We start from the raw sequence: 19,818 nt of genomic DNA on the forward strand, positions 1-19,818 counted from the left end.
CCGTCACGGCGCGAAGGAGCGCCGCGCCACCTCCCCCGAGGGGGGAGGAATATCAAACGCCAGCAGCAGCGTCTTTTGCAGTGGGTTGTCGTTGTCGTCGCTGAGCAGATAGAGGCGCGTCCCGGTCGGAGTGACCACAGCGGCGACGCCCTCGAAATTGTCGGTCGAGGCGGGCGGGCGCAGCTGGATCAGGGGTTCTGACAGTATGCCGTCCACTGACAACCGCCGCACCCGGACTCGCATGTCCAGGGGCGGGCTGTAGTAGCGTTCGACCACGAACCAGCCCCCGGCCGGGTCCACGTCGGCGCCGGTGAAGCGGAACCCGTCGGCGGGCATGACCGGCGCGGACGCCAGGGCCGAGCAGGTCGCATGGCAGACCCAGGCCCCGCCGGCTTCGCCCAGCACCAGCCAGCCGCCGTCCGGTGCGTTGGCCAGCCCCTCCATGCCCTCGTTCTCGGCGAAGGCGGCATCGGGCCGCGCCACGGCGACAGGGGTCGCGTCCGCTCGGGTGCCGTAGGACCAGATGCGGTGGTCCCGCTCAAAGCTGATCAGGACGCGGCCGTCGGGCAGCAGGGCCAGCCCTTCCGCGTCCGCATTGGCCTTGGGCGTCAGGACGGCACCGTCCGGGCCGGTCAGGGGGCGGCTGATGGCGCTGTCGGCAGAAGTCAGGCGGCCGGTGCGGTCGAGCCGGATCGTGAAGCGGACGAGGTCGCCGAAGTCACTGACGGCCCAGGCGCGATCACCCTCGATCCTGAGATCGGAAAGCCCATGCAGGTCAGGGCCGCGCAGGATCAGGCCGCCCGCCCAGGTGACGCCGGGCGCCAGGGTGGCGCCACCGATGCCGAGAGGGACGTGCCGGGCCTCCATGCGGACGGAATGGTCGGGGCCGGTGACGGGGCCGGGCGTCGCGGTCGCCATGGCCGCGCAGGCCGCCATGCCCATGAGGGCCAGCGAGATCGCCGCGCGGAAAAGCAGCCGCATCACGCCGCGCGTCTCAGGCGCCGACCGCCCGTTTTCGCCGCCTGTTTCGGGGCCGCGTCAAACAGTTCCGCCAGCTTCTCGATCATGACCCCGCCCAGCTGTTCGACGTCGACGATGGTGACGGCGCGGCGGTACCAGCGGGTCACGTCGTGGCCGATGCCGATGGCGATCAGTTCGACCGGGCTCTGGGTCTCGATCCGCTCGATCACGGCGCGCAGGTGCTTGTCCAGATACAGGGCGGCGTTGGCTGACTGGGTGGAATCATCCACCGGCGAACCGTCGGAAATGACCATCAGGATCTGGCGTGACTCGGGGCGCGCCTTCAGCCGGTCGTGGGCCCAGGACAGGGCCTCGCCGTCGATGTTTTCCTTCAGCAGGCCCTCGCGCATCATCAGGCCGAGGTTCTTCTTCGCCCGGCGCCACGGCGCGTCGGCGGCCTTGTAGATGATGTGTCTGAGGTCGTTCAGGCGGCCGGGCATCGACGGCTTGCCGGCCGTGATCCAGGCCTCGCGTGCCTGTCCGCCCTTCCAGGCCCGGGTGGTGAAGCCGAGGATCTCGACCTTGACGCCGCAGCGCTCCAGCGTGCGCGCCAGGATGTCGGCGCAGACCGCCGCCACCATGATCGGCCGCCCGCGCATCGAGCCGGAGTTGTCGAGCAACAGGGTCACGACGGTGTCCCGGAACGGGCTTTCACTTTCCATCTTGAACGACAGCGGGCTGGTCGGATCGGTGATGACGCGGGTCAGGCGGGCGGTGTCGAGGACGCCCTCTTCGAGATCGAAGGCCCAACTGCGGTTCTGCTGCGCCATCAGGCGGCGCTGCAGCTTGTTGGCCAGACGGGCGACGACGGACGAGAGGATGGTCAGCTGCTGGTCCAGCAGGCTGCGCAGCCGGTCCAGTTCCATGGGATCGCACAGGTCAGACGCGTCCACGACCTCGTCGAAGGCGGTGGTGAAGACGCGATAGGCGTCGATGGCGCGGCCGTCGTCCGGGTTCTCCTGCCGGTTCGGAAGCGCACCCTCGGCCACGTCGGGGCCGTCGTCGGCGGCGTCGCCGTCGCGCTCTGCAGGAGAGCCGTCCGGACGGGCGTCGCGGTCCTGATCGGAGGTGGGGTCCTCGGAGGCGCCGTCCATCGACTGGCCGCCCTCGCCGCCGCTCTCGTCCTCCTCGTCGTCCTGGTCCTCGCTGGCCTCGGGTTCCTGGGGATCGGGTTCCTCGTCGCCCTGATCCTCGGAGGTGTCGTCGCCGCGGCCGTCGCCGGGGTCGAGGTCGAGGGCGCGCAGAACGTCCTTCAACGCCTTGCCGAAGGCGGCCTGGTCGCCGGCGGTCTCGGCCAGTCTGTCGAGCTGGTCGTGGGCCCTGGCCTCGATGTCAGGGCGGACCAGATCGAGCATGGCGCCGGCGCCGTCGGGCGCGCGCTGGCCGGTGACGCGTTCGCGCAGCAGCAGGGCGACGGCCTCGCCGACGGGGACCCGGTCGGCCTGGGTGACGCGCAGCGCGCCCATCTTTTCCAGCCGGGTCAGGAGGGCGGCGTTCATGTTGTTGCGGACGCCGGCGAGGGCCGTGGAGCCGTGGGCCTCGACGCGGGCCTGTTCGACGGCCTCGAACACTTCGGCAGCGCGGCTGTCGGTCGGGCGCAGGATCGAGTGGATCGCCGGGTCGTGGTTGGCGAGACGCAGGGCCAGCCGGTCGGCCTGACCCCGGATGGTGGCGCTGTCGCTGTCCGACGGCGTGCGCGGCGGATGGGGTAGGGTCAGCACGCCGCCGATCAGCTTGGGGCCGTCCGAGCCGAACACGACCTCGAGCTCGGACTGTTCCGCGAGGGCGCGGGCCGCATGGGCGAGCGCGCGCTTGAAGACCTCGGCAGGGGTGTCGGCGGGGGGCATGGGGGCTAGTTAAGCGGTCAGGGCTGGCGAGGCCAGAGCAGACGGGCTCCCTCTCCCGTTGGGAGAGGGATTGTGCGCCGGAGAGCGTAGCGAGCCGCCTTGCGCGAAAGGGTGAGGGTCGTGCGTCACCGGTGAGGCCGAACCCTCATCCGTCTCGCTTCGCGAGCCACCTTCTCCCACCGGGAGAAGGAAGGGAATCAGATCTCCGCGCCCGTCGTCCGCATGATCTCGGCGCGGAGCTCCGGCAGGCCCGCGCCCTTTTCGGCCGAGGTGACGGCGACCGCCGGGAAGGCGGCGGGGCGTTTGGAGATGGCTTTCAGCGTCGCCGCCGCCACCGTGTCGCGCTCGTGAGCCTTGATCTTGTCGGCCTTGGTGAGGACGATCTGATAGCTGACGGCGGCGAGGTCGAGGGCGTCGAGCGCCTCGGTGTCGACCGACTTCAGGCCGTGGCGGGCATCGATCAGCAGATAGACGCGCTTCAGCGTCACCCGGCCGCGCAGATAGTCGCGACCCAGGTTCTGGAACTGGCGTACAGTCGTCTTCGACGCCTTGGCCCAGCCGTATCCGGGCAGATCGACCAGACGCATCTTGCCGTCCAGATCGAAGAAGTTGACCTCGCGTGTCCGGCCGGGCTCGTTGGAGGCCCGCGCCAGTTTGTGCATGCCGACGAGGCCGTTGATCAGGCTGGACTTGCCGACGTTGGACCGTCCGGCGAAGGCGATCTCCGGCAGGTTCGGCTCGGGCAGTTGCTCGATCTTGGCCGCGCCCATGACGAAGGTCGCGGGGCGCTGGAACAGGACCCGCGCAGCCTCGATCTCTTCGTCTGCGTAATCGATCAAGCGGGTTTCTTCTTCAGCCTGGTGATCAGGTCATCGATCGGGTTCTCGGCCCCGAAGCGGTTCATGATGAAATACTGCTGGGCGATCGAGAGCACGTTGTTCCACGCCCAGTAGACCAGCAGGCCCGCCGGGAAGCCCGCCATGATGAAGGTGAAGATGATCGGCATCCAGGCGAAGATCTGGCGCTGGACCGGATCAGGCGCGGGCGGGTTCATCGCCTGCTGCAGCCACATGGTGAAGCCGTAGATGATCGCCAGGACGCTGAGCGCCAGGGTGAAGCCGCCGGCGTGCGAGCCGATCAGGTTTCCGACCAGCGGTACCGAAGACGGATCCCACGGGATCAGGCCGAACAGGTTCCAGATGTTGGTCGGGTCCGGTGCCGACAGGTCGCGGATCCAGCCGAAGAAGGGCGCATGCCGCATCTCGATGGTGACGAACAGCACCTTGTAGAGGGCGTAGAAGACCGGGATCTGGACGAGGATGGGCAGGCAGCCCGCCAGCGGATTGATCTTCTCCTTCTGGTACAGCTCCATCGTGGCCTTCTGCTGGGCCTGGGGATCGTCCTTGTTCTGTTCCTTGATCTTTTCCATCTGCGGCTGGAGTTTCCGCATCTTGGACAGGCTCTCGTAGCTCTTGTTGGCCAGCGGGAACATGATCAGCTTGATCGTCAGGGTCAGCAGCAGGATGGCTACGCCGAAGTTGCCGACCAGGCCGTAGAAGAACTCGACCAGCAGGAAGATCGGCCGCGTCAGGAAGAACAGGAAGCCCCAGTCGATCGCATAGATGAAGCGCGGCAGGTCGTACTGCTTCTCGTAGGCGGACAGGATCTCGTTGCGCTTGGCCCCGGCGAACAGGTGCTGGACCTCGGTGATCTGGCGACCCGGATTGATGGTGCGCGCCTCGCCCAGCATCCGGGCTTCATGGATGTTGTAGCCGCCGGCGTCCGTGACGACGAACTCGGCCTCGACCTTCTCCGTCTGGGGCGGGATCAGGGCCGCCATCCAGTATTTGTCGGTGATGCCCAGCCAGCCGCCGGTCGATTCGAACTGTTCCCGCGGCTTTTTGGCCCAGTCGCCGTATTTCAGCTGGGTGGTGACATAGCCGTCGCCCTTGGAGAAGGTGCCGATGCCGCCCTCATGCAGGATCTGGTTCTTGCCCAGATCAGCCGGCACGCCCTGACGTTCGATGCGGCCATAGGGGGCGATGACGATCGGCGATGTCCCCAGATTGGCCACCGTGTCGGTGACCGTGAACATAAACTGGCTGTCGATCGCGATCACCCGGGTGAAGCGCAGGCCCTGGCCGTTGTCCCAGGTCAGGGTGACCGGGGATGTCTCGGTCAGGGTCGACCCCGCAGTCAGGCGCCAGACCGTGTTGGGGCCCGGCACGCCACCCGCCACATTGGGGCCGGCCCAGCCGAACTGTGCGAAATAGGCGTGCTCCATGCCCTGGGGCCGGAACAGCTCGACCGGGGGCGCGCCCGCGTCGAGGGTCTCGCGATAGCCGGTCAGGAACAGGTCGTCGATGCGGCCGCCCTGGAGCGACAGCGAACCCTGCAGCGTCGGCGTCGTGACCGGAATCCGCGGGACCCGGCCCATGGCCTGGAGGCGGTCGGTCACGAAGGTCAGCGCGCCCGTGGCGGTGGTGCCGGGAACGGCACCCGCCGTGGCTCCGGCCGGGGCCGCAGTCTGTTCGGCGGCGGCGGCGGCTTCCTGGGCGGCCTGCCGAGCCTCCATCTGCGGGCCCATCACGAAGACCTGGTAGAGGATCAGGATCGCCGCCGTCAGCACGGCGAAGATCACCATGTTGCGCGTGTTCTCGTTCTTCATTCGGATCAGCGGTCCAGGTCGTCGGAAAGGGGGGCGGGCGTGTCGGGAGAAGGTGTGGCCGGCCGGGCCGGTCCGGGGCCGGCGGCAGGGGTCGCGAGCCTTGTAAGCGCCGATTTCACATCGTCAAGCAAACGCTCCCAGGGGCGGTCCGCCGTGCCCTGCCGGGCGATGAAGACATAGTCGCTTCCGGGCACGCCATGCTGTCCAACCATGGCCCGCGCGGCCTCGCGCAGGCGTCGTTTGCAGCGATTGCGGGCGACGGATCCGCCGACCTTGCGCGTGGCGGTGAAGCCGATGCGCATCGTCGCGTCTCCGTCGGCGCGATCCAGCCGCTGCACGACCACCGCGCCACGGGCCTGAGAAACGCCTTTCGCGGCCGCCAGAAACTGGGGCCGCGAGGTCAGGCGATGGATTGTGATGGCAATCGTCATCGGTCCCCTCGGTCCGAGGGGGCAGGCCGCTTAAGCCGTAAGCTTCTTGCGGCCCTTGGCGCGACGCCGCGCAACGATCTTCTGTCCGTTCTTGGTGGCCATCCGCGAACGGAAGCCGTGACGGCGCTTGCGCACGAGTCGCGACGGCTGATAGGTCCGCTTCACGGTCGGCTCCAGGGGTTATGAGTGGCGCGGGGGACGAACGTGTCCTCTGCGGGAAGGGCGGGCGTATAAGCGGAGGGGCTGCGGCTGTCAACGCCGACGACGACGTCCTATAGCCGGGAAACGCCCCGATCCGTTGAAGGTGCCACCGTTGGAAATGCCATGGATCGCCTGAAACGGTTTCTTCCTCTCGTCGTGCTGGCCTGCGTCATAGCCCTGATCTTCGGCATGGGCTGGAACCGCTATCTGTCTCTGGACACCCTGCGGGACCACGGTGTTCAGCTGCGGGCCTTCGCGAGCGAGAACTATATTCTGGCTCTGCTGGTGCTGATGGCGGTGTTCGCGATCGCGACCGCCAGCGTGGTGCCCGGCGTCTTCTTCGTCACCATCACGGCGGGGTACCTGTTCGGGCCGTGGGTCGGCGGGGTCTCGACCTCGATCGCCGCCACCGTCGGCGCCCTGATCGTCTATGCTGTCGCGCGTTCGGCCCTCGGCCAGGACCTGCGCAACAAGGCCGAACGCGATCAGGGAATGCTCAAGAAGGTCTGCGCCGCCATCGACAAGGATACATTCTGGTATGTGCTGGCGTCGCGGCTGGCCGTCGTGGTGCCCTTCCACATGATCAATATCGCCGCCGGCATCATGTCGGTGCGCCTCATGCCCTATACCGTCGCGACGGTGATCGGCCTGTTGCCTGCCCACATCATCTATTGCTGGATCGGCGCGCGTTTGAACCAGCTTCTGGCCGAGAACCCCAACCCGGACATCCAGGCCCTGTTCGGTCAGTTCTGGGCGCCGATGGCGGGCGTGTTCGTTCTGGCCGTCGTCCTGCCTCTGATCCTCAAATCCATTCAGGCACGTCTGCCGGGAGGGGCGGCGACGTGAGCGGAGCTGGCGACCCGCTGGATCGGTTGCGTCTGCCCGCCGACTGGCGCGAGTGGCTGACGCCCCATGCGCCCGACGGCCTGTCGTCGCGCCTGCTGCTGCTGACCGTGCTGTTCACCCTGGCGGTGCAGGCCCTGATCCTCGGGCCCAATGCCGCAAGCTTCCATGAACGCTGGCTGATGGACCGGCTGCAGGCGGCCGAGCTGGCCTCGGTCGGCGTCGAGGCCCTGCCCTACAGTGCCGTGGACGACCAGACGGCCGAACAGCTTCTGCGCATCGGCGGGGTGTCGGCGGTGGCGATCAGCGACCAGGGCGTGATGCGCCAGCTGCTGCAGGCTCCCAATCTGGTTCGGGCACCCGACTTCATCGACCTGCGCCACCGCAGCCTGGGCGCGCGACTGCTCGATCCGGTGCGGACCCTGTTCGGCGATCCCGAGCGGTCGATCCGGGCCCGCGCAGCGCCCCGCTACCGCTCTGGCGACTTCATCGACGTGGTTGCGCCGGCCGAGCCGCTGAAGGTCGAGCTGCGAGCTTTCCTGCTGAACAGTCTGCTGGTCTCGATCCTGATTTCGGTGGTGGCGGGCGGGCTTCTGTACGCCGGCCTGTCCTTCCTGGTGCTGCAGCCGCTGCGCCGGGTGACCCGCTCCATCGAAGGCTTCGCCGCCGACCCCCAGACCGTCGCCCCGACGCCGTCGGACCGTCATGACGAGATCGGCCGCGTCGAGCGGGAACTGGCCAGCATGCAGGAAGAAGTGCGCCAGGCCCTGCGTTCCCGTTCGCGCCTGGTGGCGCTGGGCGAGGCGGTGGCCAAGATCAACCACGATCTGAGGAACATGCTGACGTCGGCCCAGATCGCGTCGGAGCGGCTGGCCGATTCCGCCGACCCCCAGGTCGCCAAGGCCCTGCCGCGGCTGGAGCGGGCCCTGGGGCGCGCCGCGGCCCTGACCCGCAATGTCCTCGACTATGGCAAGTCCGAGGAGCCTGCGCCGGTTCTGGACCGCATCGTGCTGGCCGCCGCCGCGAGCTCCGCTGCCGAGGACGCGGGGCTGGAAGGCCACGGCGTGCGACTGGTGAAATCCATCCCGTCGCGCTTCGTCGTCGCGGCCGACGCCGACCAGCTGCATCGCATCCTCGTCAATCTGATGCGCAACGCCCGCCAGGCCATCGAAGGCGACGCCACACGCGCGACACCCAAGAAGGGCCCTCTCGGCTCTGTCCTGATCGAGGGCTCGGGCGAGCCCGGCTGGTGCATCATCCGTATCATCGACGACGGACCCGGCATTCCGCCGCGCCTGTCGGAACGGCTGTTCGAACCCTTTGTCAGCGGCGGCTCCGCGGACCGCACGGGTCTGGGTCTGACCATTTCGCGCGAACTGGCGGCCAATCACGGCGGGGAGCTCAGGCTGGTCGAGACGGGCCCGACCGGGACGACGTTCGAGGTCCGCCTGCCGGGCTGAACCCTATTCGGTGCGGGCCACGCCCTCGCGGCGGTCGTCGGCTCCGCCGTCCCAGTGATCCCCGCGCCAGATTGCGCCATGCAGGCCCGAGGTCTCGGACGAATTGGGCTGGAGCACGATGCCGTTCCGCGCCAGGCCCTCGGTCAGGGTCGGCCCGAAGCGCGCTGTGTCCGCCCCGATACCCGGTCCCCTGGCGACCAGGTTGGGCAGGTCGAATGCGGCCTGGACCGGCAGGCCCCAGATCAGGGTCCCGATCAGGCCCTTGGCGTTGTAGGCCAGGATCGCCGAGCCCCCCGGCGATCCCATGGCTCCCACAAGGCGACCCTGCCGATCCAGGATGATGATCGGCGACATCGACGATCGGGGCCGCTTTCCCGCCGCCACGGCATTGGCGACCGGCGCGCCCTCCGCCGTCACCGGCGACAAGGAGAAGTCGGTCAGCTGGTTGTTGAGGAAGAAGCCCGCCGCCATCCGGCCCGAACCGAAGATGCTTTCGACCGTCGTGGTCATCGAGACCGCGTTTCCTTCAGCATCCACGACGACCAGATGCGACGTGCCCGCGGGCTCGGCCGTGGCGTCCGGGGCGCGGAACACGCCTCCGGGCGGTGCCCCGGCCGTGGCGGCACCGGTCAGGCCGGGTGCCAGGGCCGCGCGCCCGGCGACATAGTCGGCGTCCAGCAGCCCCGCGACGGGCACGCCGACGAAGGCCGGGTCGGCGACATAGCGGTCGCGGTCGGCGTACATCAGCCGCTGCAGCTGGGCGAACAGGGTCCAGGCGCCGGCGCTGGTCTCGCCCTCTGCCAGCACAGGGGCGGCGGTCGGGGTCTCGGCCATGGCAAGGAGCTGCAGCAGGGCCACGCCGCTGGACGGCGGCGGCGGAACGCAGATCACATAGACCCGGAACGGACGACACAGGGCGTCGCGCGCGAGCGGGCGATAGGCTGCGAGGTCGGCAAGGCTGAGCGAGCCCGGGCGCGGCTCGGCATGGACGGTGTCGACGATGGCCTGGGCAATCGGTCCGCTGCGCAGGGCCTGGATCCCGTCGCGGGCGATGGTCGCCACTGTCCGGGCATAGGCCGGGTTCTGCAGGGTGTCGCCCGCCACGTATCGGGTCCCGTCGGGCTTGGTGAAATACTCGGTTGCCCAGCGCGTGCGGGCCTGACCCTGACCGCCGATGAAGCCTGCCAGGCGCGGACTCACCGTGAAGCCGTCGCGGGCCAGCCGCTCGGCATCGCCGAACAGGGTGGACCAGTCCAGGTTCCCGTGGGTCTCCTGCGCCATGGCCAGGGCCGCCACGGCACCGGGCGCCCCGGTCGACCGGCCGCTCAGCACCGCGTCAAAGAAAGAGAGGGGCCGGCCGTTCTCGTAGAACAGTTCGGGCGTCGCATCGGCCGGTGCGGTCTCGCGCCCGTCGTAGGTGGTGACCTCCCCGGTGTCGGCGTCATAGACCATGATGAAGGCCCCGCCGCCCAGGCCCGACGACTGGGGCTCGACGAGGCCGAGCACGGCCTGGACCGCGACCGCCGCGTCGACCGCCGACCCGCCGCGCCGCAGCACTGCCATCCCGGCCTCGACCGCCAGCGGGTTGGCCGCCGCTACGAACGGTCCCCGCGCCGGCGACGCAACCGGTGTCTCGACGACCTGGGCCGTCCGGGCCGGGGCGGGGGCGTGGCCGACCGTCACGGTCTGGCACCCGGTCAGCGACAAGGCCATGGCCGCGACGAGCAGGGAACGGAGCGGCGACTTCGACATGATCATCTGCGGGGCGGCCCGAAAAACACTGACGCGGAGAGGCGTTCCCCCCGACCTAGGCCCCGCTGTCCGCCTCGCCAAGCACCGGTTTTACAAAGCCCTCGAAAACCGGGTTGCGCCCGCGAAGACGACCCGCTAGATACCCGCCCTCGCCGTAAAGGCCTGTGCGCGCCCGTAGCTCAGCTGGATAGAGCATCAGACTACGAATCTGAGGGTCGGACGTTCGAATCGTTCCGGGCGCGCCATTTCTTCCCCCACACCTGTAAACACTGCGGTTTTACCGTCTGGGGGACCGTCTTCGGACGATTGCTACACTACCCTGCTACACAATTCCCACGACGATCTGGGATCAAGCTCCGGTAAATCCTCGGGAAAACAGCCGGGCGACTGCTACACAAATTATCTACACAAACGGCCTCGGATCATGTGGCGGAGCGGTAGGCTCTACTTCCGGCAGCGAGTGCCAACCTCTTTGCTTTCGATTGTCGGCAAGAGGGAAATCTGGCGGTCGTTAGGGACGGACAGCCTAACGGTCGCCCTGCGCCGGTCCCATGAAATCGCTGCCTCGATTGAGCGATATTTTGAGGCTGCTCGTTCGAAAGCCGGGCTACCGGTCGATCACAAAATTCTGTCGGCCGCCGATGCGAAACTGGCGATCCGCGCCGAAGCTTCTTCTACCGAGGTGGTCGCCAGCCTGACGCTCCGAGAGGTCTACGATATCTACATGACTGACCCCACTCGGGACTGGTCGCCACGAACGAGGATGGCTTACGAGACCACCCGGAGACAGGCTCTATCCCTCTTGGGCGGCGATACTCCGATCCGGTCGATCACCCGCGCGCACTGCCGGGAAATGATCGAACTTTTGCGCTGGCTTCCGCGCAACTCGTCCAAGATTTACCCGAAACTGTCGCCCGTCGAGATCGCCGCGAAATCTCGCGAGACGGGTCGCAAGGACCTGATCAGTCCAGCGAACATCAACACCTATCTCAACAAGCTGTGCGGCGTGTTCAACTGGGCGATGAAGGAGCAGTTCATCGACCGTAACCCCGCCGTGGGTCTGAAGGTGCCTGATCCGGTCCTTCGCCGTGAGAAGCGGTTTCCGTTCTCCATGACACAGCTTCAAGCGATCTTCGCGGCGCCGCTCTATGTCGGTTGCCAAGACGATGGCCACGGCTACGCAAGGCCCGGCGACCAGAGACCCAAGACCGCCCGCTTCTGGATTCCGCTGATCGGCCTATTCTGCGGCCTCCGACTGAACGAGATTTGCCAACTCGATGTGGCGGACATCAAAGTCATTGAGAACGCCCCCTGCTTCTGGGTCACCGCATCGAGCGAGGCCGATGAAACGGACAAGCGGCTCAAGACCTCATCGAGCGAGAGACTCGTTCCGGTCCACCCATATCTTCTTGATCTCGGCTTCATGAAGTTTGTTGATGGGCGGCGAACGTCGCGAGACGCCAAGCTCTTCGGCGAGATCGAAGTGGGGTGCTTGGGCTATCGGTCCTCGACGTTTTCGCAGTGGTTCAGGCGGTTTGTTAGAAAGGCCGGAGCGGATGCGCCAAAGACCTGCTTCCACAGCCTTCGACATAACTTTCGAGACGCCATGCGTGAGGCGCGCGTGGATCGAGATATAGCCCTCTCGTTGGGTGGCTGGTCTCGATCAGGCGGCTCCGGTGGATCGGCCTCTGTGTCTGACGCCTATGGCAGCGGGTATCGGGTTGGAACGCTGGTCGAAGCGTTGAACCTCGTGCGCTATCCTGATCTCGATCTCTCACATTTGATGAATAGCTGAGCTTTCTAAAGCGGCGATTGTTCCTACTATGTTCCGCATAAATCCGTGATACCGTCACGCTGATTCGAATTGCATTGGCGGGATGGGGGCACAATACAACGCGATGGCTGCGCCCCCTGATCCGCTTCGCGTATTTCACATCACAGCGATTCCGAATCTTAGTCGGATTGCCGCCAGCGGGGCTTTATTGTCCAAAAATCGGCTGATCGCCGGAGGCTTGGCGCACGAGAACATCGCTTACGAAAACATCCAAGATCGTCGGTCGAGGACGCCTGTTCCGGTTGGAGTTCGGGGCGTGCTGCATGACTACGTTCCGTTTCACTTTGCGCCACGCCAGCCAATGTTGATGGCCATTCATTACGGCAAAGTGCCGGGATGCACAGTCAAGCAGGACGACATCGTGCACCTCGTTTTCCGTGCAGATAAAATCGTGGAGGCGGGCCTGCCTTTCGCATTCGCAACGCACCATCCCGTCACGGCCCTTGCGGATTTTTATGACACTCTCGACGAGATTGGGCAGATCGACTGGGACATGTTTTTTGATGAACCGCTGATCGGCGGATTCGCAAAATATTTCCATAATCCGGTCGATAAGCCGCAATACGCTACCCGAAGAGAGACGAGACAAGCTGAATTTCTCGTCCATGATCAGCTTCCTGTTGCTCACATCCGGGGCGTTGGAGTGTTCAGCGACCGTAAGAAAGCAGAGGTTGAAGCTTTGCTAAGTCAGATCGGGCTGGACGTCCAAGTTAAGACCAAGCGCGAATGGTATATATAGGTTCAAAATGACAAATATCATTCCTACGAACGGCGACCTTCTAGAGCAAAATGTTGACGCTATCGTCAATACCGTGAACACGGTCGGAATTATGGGCAAGGGCATCGCCCTTCAGTTCAAGCGACGGTGGCCGGATAACTTCCGGGCTTATGAGCGTGCATGCAAAGCCGGTGAAGTTGAAGTTGGGAAGATGTTCATCTTCGACTGCGGCGGTCTCGTTATGCCGAAATACATCATCAATTTCCCTACCAAAAAGCATTGGAAGGGAAACTCAAAGATCGAGTTCATCAAAGAAGGTCTCACGGATTTGGTGACGCAGATTCGAAATCTTAGAATCAAATCTATAGCCATGCCGCCGCTCGGATGCGGGAACGGAGGTTTGGAATGGGCCGACGTAAAGCCGCTGATCGCGGAGGCATTTTCTGCAATTCCTGACGTGGAACTACGCTTGTTTGCTCCTAGCAATGAGCGTCGCCAACTTGCTGCTGAGGCAACACCGCCTCGAATGACGGCAGGGAGAGCAGCGGTCGTTTCCGTTCTTTCGATGTATCAACGCCTCCAATACTCGCTCACTCAGATCGAGGTTCAGAAGCTAATGTATTTTCTGACGATCTCAGGCGAACCTCTCAGCTTGAAATTTGCTCAGCACAAATTCGGTCCATATGCGCCCGAACTGAACCATGTCCTGCTAAAGATGGAGGGCGCATACATCACTGGTTTAGGTGATTTGGACAGTCCTTCAGAAATCCAAGTTCAGCCTGATGCGGTTAAGTCGGCGCACGAATTTCTTGGGGAGTTGGGCAGTGAAACCGCGCAGCGCGTTGAGCGGATATCTTCGCTGATCGAAGGATACGAAACCCCATTTGGTATGGAGCTTCTCGCGACCGTGCATTGGGCAGCGGCCAAAATCGGCCCGTCAGCAAATGAGCACACGGTTCTCGCCTACGTCCAATCTTGGAACGAGAGGAAGCGCAAGCTCATGACTGAGCATCTGGTAGGCAGGGCCTACGCTCGCCTCACTGCCGAAGGCTGGATGGCTCACTAGTCGCCCGGCTGTTTTCCCGAGGATTTACCGGAGCTTGATCCCAGATCGTCGTGGGAATTGTGTAGCAGGGTAGTGTAGCAATCGTCCGAAGACGGTCCCCCAGACGGTAAAACCGCAGTGTTTACAGGTGTGGGGGAAGAAGTGGCGCGCCCGGAACGAATCCGGCTGGGTGCCTCAAGACGGTCCTCGGACGATCCCTTCTGATCGTTGGGTTCTACCGTTTCCTCGTGGTTCATTTCGCCCTCTCTCGATTGGTCAGTCTCGTGCAGTTGGGTCGAACTCCGAGGAGTTCAACGGCGGAAGATATGGACGGGGAGAAGCCGATTCCGGGATGATCCGGATATGCCCCACTCCTCCGATATCGCCCTAGGCGACTGCCGTGCTTTTCGATCCGTCGCCTTCGGCTCGATTGCCTTCCAACACTTCTACAGCATCCCCGGATACCAGACCGCTGAGGACTGCCGCGCCTTTCATGCGGGCGAACGCACGCTATTCGACGAACTCGCCGACTGGCTCGACGATGATGGCTTTGACGGTCACATCGTCGGCCGTCGCGACGATCATCGGGGCCTCTTCTGGCTCGCGATCGAATCCTCCATCGACGCCGTGACGTTCAAGCTCAAGTGGAGCGATCGTCTTCCCCCCAGCGTCTGGGATGGGGGCGTCACCCACTAGGCGGCCTCAGAGGCGATCCTGTAGACGCTGGATCGACTGACGCCTGTCTGGCGCACGATGTCGGCCACAGTGGCTCCCTGCTCGCTCAGGCGGCGGATATCGGCGGCCTTGGCTTGGGCGGTCGGCGCCCTTCCCCGGTATTTGCCCTCTGCCTTCGCCTTGGCGATTCCCGCCCGCTGTCTTTCCAGCATGACGGTCCGTTCGAACTCCGCCACGGCGCCGAGGATTTGAAGGATGAGGGTGCCGGTCGCTGTGCTGGTATCGACCCCCATGGAGAGGATGCGGATCGCCATGCCTCGGGCCTTCAGCGTCTCCACGATGGCGAGCAGATCGGTGACGGATCGCGCCAGTCGATCGGGTCGAGTGCAGACGAAGGTGTCTCCCTCCCTGCACCAGTTCAACGCCGCTTCGAGTTCGGGTCTCTTCGCATCCACACTTGAGACATGCTCGGCGAAGACGCGGGTGCAGCCCAAGGCGTGCAGTTCAGCCTTCTGTGCTTCGAGACCGGCCAACTGCTCGGCCGATGAAGTCCTTGCGTATCCGACGAGGGCGCCTGCGATCATGGATTCTCCCCACTGAGTTCCAAGACGATGTGGGACGCCCGTCCCAAAAAGCGAACTTCATGTCTGTGGGGCAGTAGGTCGAACTACCGGCATCGTCCCGCTAGGGCGTGGCGGTGTGGGACAGGATTCAGTGTGCTTCTACGACGTCGCATTCCGCGTTCAAACTCCCAACGCCATCGACAAACATTGCTGTAGCCATCGCTTGCGTGGGGGACAGGCCAGCCACATCAACGGGGCTCTGGCTCATTTGGGTGTCGCCATTAATATCCAGAACCCCACAGACCAGCAGGTAGGTTCCGGTGATTGTGCGAGGGCCAACGTTTCGTATCCTGACAATGATCTGGGCCTCACCAGCGGGCGTCATGTCGATGTATTGGCTTTCCAGTTGTAAGGGTGCGCCCCTACGGGGACTGGTCGCCCGATAGTTTATGACTTGGTCTGGAAACGCGGCTGCGAGGCGACCCGATAGGGCCAGATCAAGCACTCGGTTGTCCCAGTTAGCCGCCGCATCCGAGCCCCCTTGTGCCATTTGTTGAGCGACCGACGGCGCACCTTCGGCGGGGGCCGGGTCGTCGGCCTCACGCTCTTCGTTTGGCAGATCGATAGTAGGTGTTGACGCAATAGAAACAGCCACCGCCGGTTGCGGGGCTGTTTCTCCGACATCATCCAATGGAGCACCACACGCCGCCAGCAGCATCACGAAGATTAGAAAACGCATGAACCACCCCGTTGCTCCTACCGTGGGAGCATAAACGAAGCGCGGCAATGACGCCAACATCCTCCGGATGTTCGCGCCATGCCCGCTTGGGTCTCCTCTCCCGTTCATCGAGCTTTGATTTCCGCGCTCGTGCAGGCTCGCCACGCGGCCAAGCTTACTCAGCGCGACCTCGCCGTCCGGCTGACGAAGCCTCCGTCCTTTGTCGGCAAGGTGGAGGCCATTGAACGGAACCTGAGCGCACTGGAACTGATCGATTGGTGTCAAGCCTTGGGCGTTGAGCCCGGCAAGGTGCTGGCGGGTCTGCATCTCGACGAAGCCGCTCCGCCCAGAGACTAGCTCGTTGTCATTCGAAGTCTTCGTCAAAGTCGTGCCATCTCATCAAAGAGAACCCGTTAAGCTGCGGTGCGGGCGGAACAGGCGTGAAGGCATGCACACCGACTGAACGAAGTTTGTCTTCGACCCGCGCTTTCGCCTCCCACTCGACCGGCAGATTTCCTCGTCCGTGGACCCCGGTGAGAAGCCAGCCATCCCGCACCTTGGTCAGAGTGGCGATCACGTCGAACGGCTTGATCACCCACGCCGACCAAACGCCGGAGGCCAGACGAGCGCATTTGGTATGGATGCAGTTGCTGAACTCCCGGCCGATGGACGCCGCGTTCTCGGGGGTGATCCTCACCAACTCCGGGTCGTCGTCGATAGGGCCGCCGATGGTGGGCAACCGGTCGGCTTTCTCCAACCAGTTCTCCGCCCACCTCGTCAGGCGCAGCCCTCCGGTCTGGCCGGTCAGGCTTTGGGCGATCGCGTCATCGGAAGCTGTGCTGCAAAGGCTCCGGATCAAACCGAGGAGTTCGTTGAACCGCGCCACGGTTTCCGGCGTCCGAAGTCGAAGAAGAACCTCTGGCATCAGGCCAACTGAGTCCACAGTCCGAACACCGTGCAGGATGTCGGTGTCGAGCACGTTCATTTGGCGGAGGGCTTTCGCTCGCGCACGGTCTTGCCGATTATCGCTGCCCAAGAGTTCAACGAGATCGCGATAATCCGGCGGCGCCATCAAGCGATAGCCGAGCTTGGCCATCGCGCCCTTGAGGCCTTCTGGCAGATAGGGAACCGCCGTCTCGATGATGGCGTCGGCGTCCATCGATCGGACTGACATCGCAACCTCGGCCAAAGCGGTTTCCCACGAGGCCTCGGCGCCTCCATCGCCGTTTGCGTTGGTCAGGAACGACGTCGGGTTTTCGAGAAGGCCATGGGCTGCGGCGAGAGCGACAGCCTGTCGCCAACGAGGACCAGCTTTCGTCGCATGAAGAAGGGTGCCGGGTGACACCACGTCGAGATCGGCCACTACCTCCAACAGCCACCCATGCAGAGGGGAGACTCGGCCGTGATGCGCGGTTTCGTAGACCTGCAAATGGGATGGAACGTCTGATGAAATCATGGAGCCTCCAAGGGAGGCTGGGCACCTGCTCAGCCTCGTAAGAGGCGGTCGATTTTTGAAGTGGTGATCATCGGGCGGAGTGTCTCACGGGTCGCGAATCCGTCAACGAAATATCTTGGAAGCCAACGGCTGGTAGCCATCAACAGCAGAATCACGGGCCGCTCAAAGTGGCTTGTTCAGACGCGCCACCAAATCTGGGGCTCCGGTCGCGAGAAGCTCATCAAAATGTGCAGACTGAGCCCAACAACGAATGAGGAGGATACCGATCTGGTCGCCGAACCAATTATCGGGGAGTTCTCCGTTTCTCCATCGTTCGAGGTTGGTGTCGCTAAAGAGCAGATCATCATCATCGATCATCGACGGGCCTCCGGCTTTAGCCAAAGGACCGTCCACGCGACCCTAAGTGCCAACCCGAGGCGACCTGCTCGCCAGAGGCTCTGGAATAGCTCGATGAGGGCATCAGCCGATGGTCCCCGGTTGCCACGCAGGCAGAGGTAGTTCTCGGCCCGGCCCAGCCATGTGCTGCTGAAGTGCCGGTGAGAGTCGGTGAGGCCGCGCCGTTCGAAGTGGTAGTAGATGTCCATATCGGAGCCTTTCGTTTCCGATATTTATCTCGATCGCCGCGCTTGGTGCCCGGTCGCCTATCGCGTCTACCTTGCTGATGTGGACACGCCTCAGATCGCGGCTGATCCATCGGCGGACGGCTTTGGAGCAGGCCAAAGCGCGATCGCTGCGGCGGCCATAGCGTCACCACGACGCTTGATCGCTGGTTCATCCCATGCGGCTTCGGCCGCTATTGCTAGATTGATCTTCAGGAGAGACTCATGAAGGCGAACGCGTTTGGCCTCGAAGTCAAAGTTGCTGGCTGACGAGTTTGCAGGCGGCGTCAGGAGCGTCAGATTTGGCAGGGTCTGCACTACGCCTTCACGGGCTTCGATCTCTGCACGCATCGCATCATCGACACCGCTGATAAAGTCGGCGGGTGCCACGGCACCACTCGGCAATGGCCAATGCGTGGTCCATTTTTGGGGCAAGACGTGTTCGATCGTCAGTCCTTCCTGAAGCGTCCCTTGGATGTTGAACTTGTCCCGCATGGCAAACTCTAGCTCCTCTAGAATCAGCTTCAGGCGATGCTGGGGAATCCAACCGTATTGGGGGCGATTTCGGATGGCTGCGCTGAACTCGGCGTCGGTCGGGAATCGAGAGGTGTCGGCATTCTTTTTCGACTCCATGACCGAGAAGAAGGCATCCTCAGTCACGCCATTTTTCTTCAGGTAGGCGGCCACTTCCACAAACTGATTGTTGTAGTTTTTCGGGGTGAGGTAGCAAATCGCACGCCGAATTACGTAGCTGCCGATCAGGTCGTAGAGCCTCGCCTTGATCTCTTCGTCGGCGTCCGATTGGGCGATCACGAGCACCAGCGGATAGGCCGTCGAGAGGTCGAACGTGTTCAGGCGTCGCGAAATCTTCGATAGCTCGCCGCTAGCGGAGGGTTCGGCGAGTTGACGATAGGCGGGGGCGTATTTGGTCAGCGCGCGTAGTTCGGCGGAGGTGCTTTCGAACTCACTGGCGGTCACGAACGCTTTGTATTCAGAGAACAGTTCTCCGAGCGAAATCACTGCGCCCCGTTCGGCTGCGAGGACGTGACCCAAGAAAAAGTCGATCCTCGGCTTTTTGATGCGGCCCTGCGTCTGCTCCTGCTTCCAGAACGGCTGCTCGAATTCCGACCAGTGCTCTTCGAGCAATGCCTCTTGGTCTTCGTTGCGACGATTGGCACGGTGGAAGACATCGTTGCGGACAAGGTCCATGGCCGCCAGCGGTTTGCCGCCGCTGTTCAGCGTTTCGAAAATGACCTGAGCGTCGTCGTCGGCCGCGAGGGTGATGACGATCAGACGGAAATGCTCGAACAAGACCGTCGAAAGCGCGAGAAGCCGCTTCTGAAGGCTGGCTTGATCATAGTTGGCCCGGTCCGACAACCACTGACCCTCGCGGATGTAGTCGTCAGCTTCCTCCCAGAAATACCAGTATGCCCAGAGGGGACCCGGAGCGGTGTTTTTGATCTTGCCGTTCTTGAAGAAGTGATCTGGGTATTTTTTCCTGAGCGCGGGCCGGTCAAGATCAATGATCTGCCGGAAGAGGACTCTGTCGTAGGTGGTCGGCTCTAGTTTGTAGCGTTCGGTCGATCGGTCCTGCATGGGCGTGTCATCGCTATGGACGATCAGGTCGGAAATCTGGCGAGCCACGGACTCGAAGCCGTAGGTTCTCGCGACATCCCTTAGAGCCGCAAAACAGAGGTGGAACGTGGTGAGCCGCTGCTGCCCGTCCACGACGTTAAAGGCTTGGATTCGCCCGAACACGGGGTCGCTGTCCGGTATCAGCAGGAGTGCGCCCATGTAGTGCGAAAAGGCGACCTTGCCCGTTTTCAGCAGTTCGTCTGCCTTGCCCTCGATCTGTTCGACCAAGGGTTCCAGTTCACGCTGGTTCCAAGCGTAGGTGCGTTGATAAATCGGGACGATGAAGCGTTGCCGCTCGCTGAGAATCTTTCCGATAGAAAGCGGTTTCGCGTCCAAGTTAGCCCCCTCGTTGC

The 19,818-nt window shown here is 63.8% G+C and carries 19 protein-coding genes and 1 tRNA gene; 7 read left to right on the forward strand and 13 right to left on the reverse strand.

From position 1 onward, the window contains the following. Positions 1-3: 3 nt before the first annotated feature. The 6 genes from ACW18A_RS00570 to rpmH form a co-directional block, all read right to left on the reverse strand. Entirely contained in the window at positions 4-981 is a 978-nt protein-coding gene (locus ACW18A_RS00570; RefSeq protein ID WP_492022885.1) for an esterase-like activity of phytase family protein, read from the reverse strand. Continuing rightward, the gene (gene cobT / locus ACW18A_RS00575; RefSeq protein WP_492022886.1) at positions 981-2,867 is read right to left on the reverse strand and encodes a cobaltochelatase subunit CobT; all 1,887 of its coding nucleotides are present in this window, start codon (positions 2,865-2,867) and stop codon (positions 981-983) included. The genes ACW18A_RS00570 and cobT overlap by 1 nt, the downstream gene beginning before the upstream one ends. Before the next feature lie 197 nt (positions 2,868-3,064). Next, positions 3,065-3,706, reverse strand: a complete 642-nt coding sequence (gene yihA, locus ACW18A_RS00580) for a ribosome biogenesis GTP-binding protein YihA/YsxC (protein WP_492022887.1) — start codon at positions 3,704-3,706, stop codon at positions 3,065-3,067. Further along, a complete protein-coding gene (gene yidC / locus ACW18A_RS00585; protein ID WP_492022888.1) occupies positions 3,703-5,535 on the reverse strand; it encodes a membrane protein insertase YidC in 1,833 nt (610 codons plus the stop codon). Before yidC ends, yihA begins: the two co-directional genes overlap by 4 nt. A 5-nt stretch (positions 5,536-5,540) precedes the next feature. Beyond that, positions 5,541-5,966, reverse strand: a complete 426-nt coding sequence (gene rnpA, locus ACW18A_RS00590) for a ribonuclease P protein component (RefSeq protein ID WP_492022889.1) — start codon at positions 5,964-5,966, stop codon at positions 5,541-5,543. 30 nt (positions 5,967-5,996) lie between these two features. Beyond that, positions 5,997-6,131 carry a 50S ribosomal protein L34 gene (gene rpmH, locus ACW18A_RS00595; RefSeq protein ID WP_013268133.1) on the reverse strand — a complete coding sequence of 45 codons (135 nt, stop codon included), beginning with the start codon at positions 6,129-6,131 and terminating at the stop codon, positions 5,997-5,999. Positions 6,132-6,290: 159 nt separating this feature from the next. Here rpmH and ACW18A_RS00600 point away from each other — a divergent pair, with 159 nt between their 5' ends. Together ACW18A_RS00600 and ACW18A_RS00605 are read left to right on the forward strand one after the other, a co-directional pair. Beyond that, positions 6,291-7,013, forward strand: a complete 723-nt coding sequence (locus ACW18A_RS00600) for a TVP38/TMEM64 family protein (RefSeq protein ID WP_492022890.1) — start codon at positions 6,291-6,293, stop codon at positions 7,011-7,013. Then, a complete protein-coding gene (locus ACW18A_RS00605; protein WP_492022891.1) occupies positions 7,010-8,470 on the forward strand; it encodes a sensor histidine kinase in 1,461 nt (486 codons plus the stop codon). Before ACW18A_RS00600 ends, ACW18A_RS00605 begins: the two co-directional genes overlap by 4 nt. A gap of 3 nt (positions 8,471-8,473) precedes the next feature. On the opposite strand, the gene ACW18A_RS00610 is transcribed toward ACW18A_RS00605, so the two are convergent. Beyond that, the gene (locus ACW18A_RS00610; RefSeq protein WP_492022892.1) at positions 8,474-10,222 is read right to left on the reverse strand and encodes a gamma-glutamyltransferase family protein; all 1,749 of its coding nucleotides are present in this window, start codon (positions 10,220-10,222) and stop codon (positions 8,474-8,476) included. 168 nt (positions 10,223-10,390) lie between these two features. Here ACW18A_RS00610 and ACW18A_RS00615 point away from each other — a divergent pair. The 5 genes from ACW18A_RS00615 (at position 10,391) to ACW18A_RS00635 (ending at position 14,515) form a co-directional block, all read left to right on the forward strand. Further along, positions 10,391-10,467: transfer RNA gene (locus ACW18A_RS00615), tRNA-Arg, on the forward strand. Between the two features lie 227 nt (positions 10,468-10,694). Further along, positions 10,695-12,017, forward strand: coding sequence for a DUF6538 domain-containing protein (locus ACW18A_RS00620; protein ID WP_492022893.1), 1,323 nt, complete (start codon positions 10,695-10,697; stop codon positions 12,015-12,017). Between the two features lie 103 nt (positions 12,018-12,120). Then, complete coding sequence (gene darT, locus ACW18A_RS00625) at positions 12,121-12,795, forward strand: type II toxin-antitoxin system toxin DNA ADP-ribosyl transferase DarT (RefSeq protein ID WP_492022894.1); 675 nt, start codon at positions 12,121-12,123, stop codon at positions 12,793-12,795. A gap of 7 nt (positions 12,796-12,802) precedes the next feature. Continuing rightward, on the forward strand, positions 12,803-13,840 hold the full coding sequence (gene darG, locus ACW18A_RS00630) for a type II toxin-antitoxin system antitoxin DNA ADP-ribosyl glycohydrolase DarG (RefSeq protein WP_492022895.1): 1,038 nt from the start codon (positions 12,803-12,805) through the stop codon (positions 13,838-13,840). A gap of 342 nt (positions 13,841-14,182) precedes the next feature. Beyond that, entirely contained in the window at positions 14,183-14,515 is a 333-nt protein-coding gene (locus ACW18A_RS00635) for a hypothetical protein (protein WP_492022896.1), read from the forward strand. Here the strand turns inward: ACW18A_RS00635 and ACW18A_RS00640 are convergent. From ACW18A_RS00640 to ACW18A_RS00665, 6 genes are all read right to left on the reverse strand, one after another. Beyond that, complete coding sequence (locus ACW18A_RS00640) at positions 14,512-15,078, reverse strand: recombinase family protein (protein WP_492022897.1); 567 nt, start codon at positions 15,076-15,078, stop codon at positions 14,512-14,514. The genes ACW18A_RS00635 and ACW18A_RS00640 overlap by 4 nt on opposite strands. Before the next feature lie 127 nt (positions 15,079-15,205). Further along, positions 15,206-16,159, reverse strand: coding sequence for a hypothetical protein (locus ACW18A_RS00645; RefSeq protein ID WP_492022898.1), 954 nt, complete (start codon positions 16,157-16,159; stop codon positions 15,206-15,208). Continuing rightward, positions 16,140-17,138 carry a hypothetical protein gene (locus tag ACW18A_RS00650; RefSeq protein ID WP_492022899.1) on the reverse strand — a complete coding sequence of 333 codons (999 nt, stop codon included), beginning with the start codon at positions 17,136-17,138 and terminating at the stop codon, positions 16,140-16,142. The genes ACW18A_RS00645 and ACW18A_RS00650 overlap by 20 nt, the downstream gene beginning before the upstream one ends. A gap of 255 nt (positions 17,139-17,393) precedes the next feature. After that, positions 17,394-17,588 carry a hypothetical protein gene (locus tag ACW18A_RS00655; RefSeq protein WP_492022900.1) on the reverse strand — a complete coding sequence of 65 codons (195 nt, stop codon included), beginning with the start codon at positions 17,586-17,588 and terminating at the stop codon, positions 17,394-17,396. Beyond that, positions 17,585-17,815, reverse strand: a complete 231-nt coding sequence (locus ACW18A_RS00660) for a DUF6626 family protein (RefSeq protein ID WP_492022901.1) — start codon at positions 17,813-17,815, stop codon at positions 17,585-17,587. The genes ACW18A_RS00655 and ACW18A_RS00660 overlap by 4 nt, the downstream gene beginning before the upstream one ends. A gap of 90 nt (positions 17,816-17,905) precedes the next feature. Beyond that, the gene (locus tag ACW18A_RS00665) at positions 17,906-19,801 is read right to left on the reverse strand and encodes a DUF262 domain-containing protein (protein WP_492022902.1); all 1,896 of its coding nucleotides are present in this window, start codon (positions 19,799-19,801) and stop codon (positions 17,906-17,908) included. Between the last annotated feature and the right edge of the window lie 17 nt (positions 19,802-19,818).

Source organism: Brevundimonas sp. AVps5 (assembly GCF_058681515.1).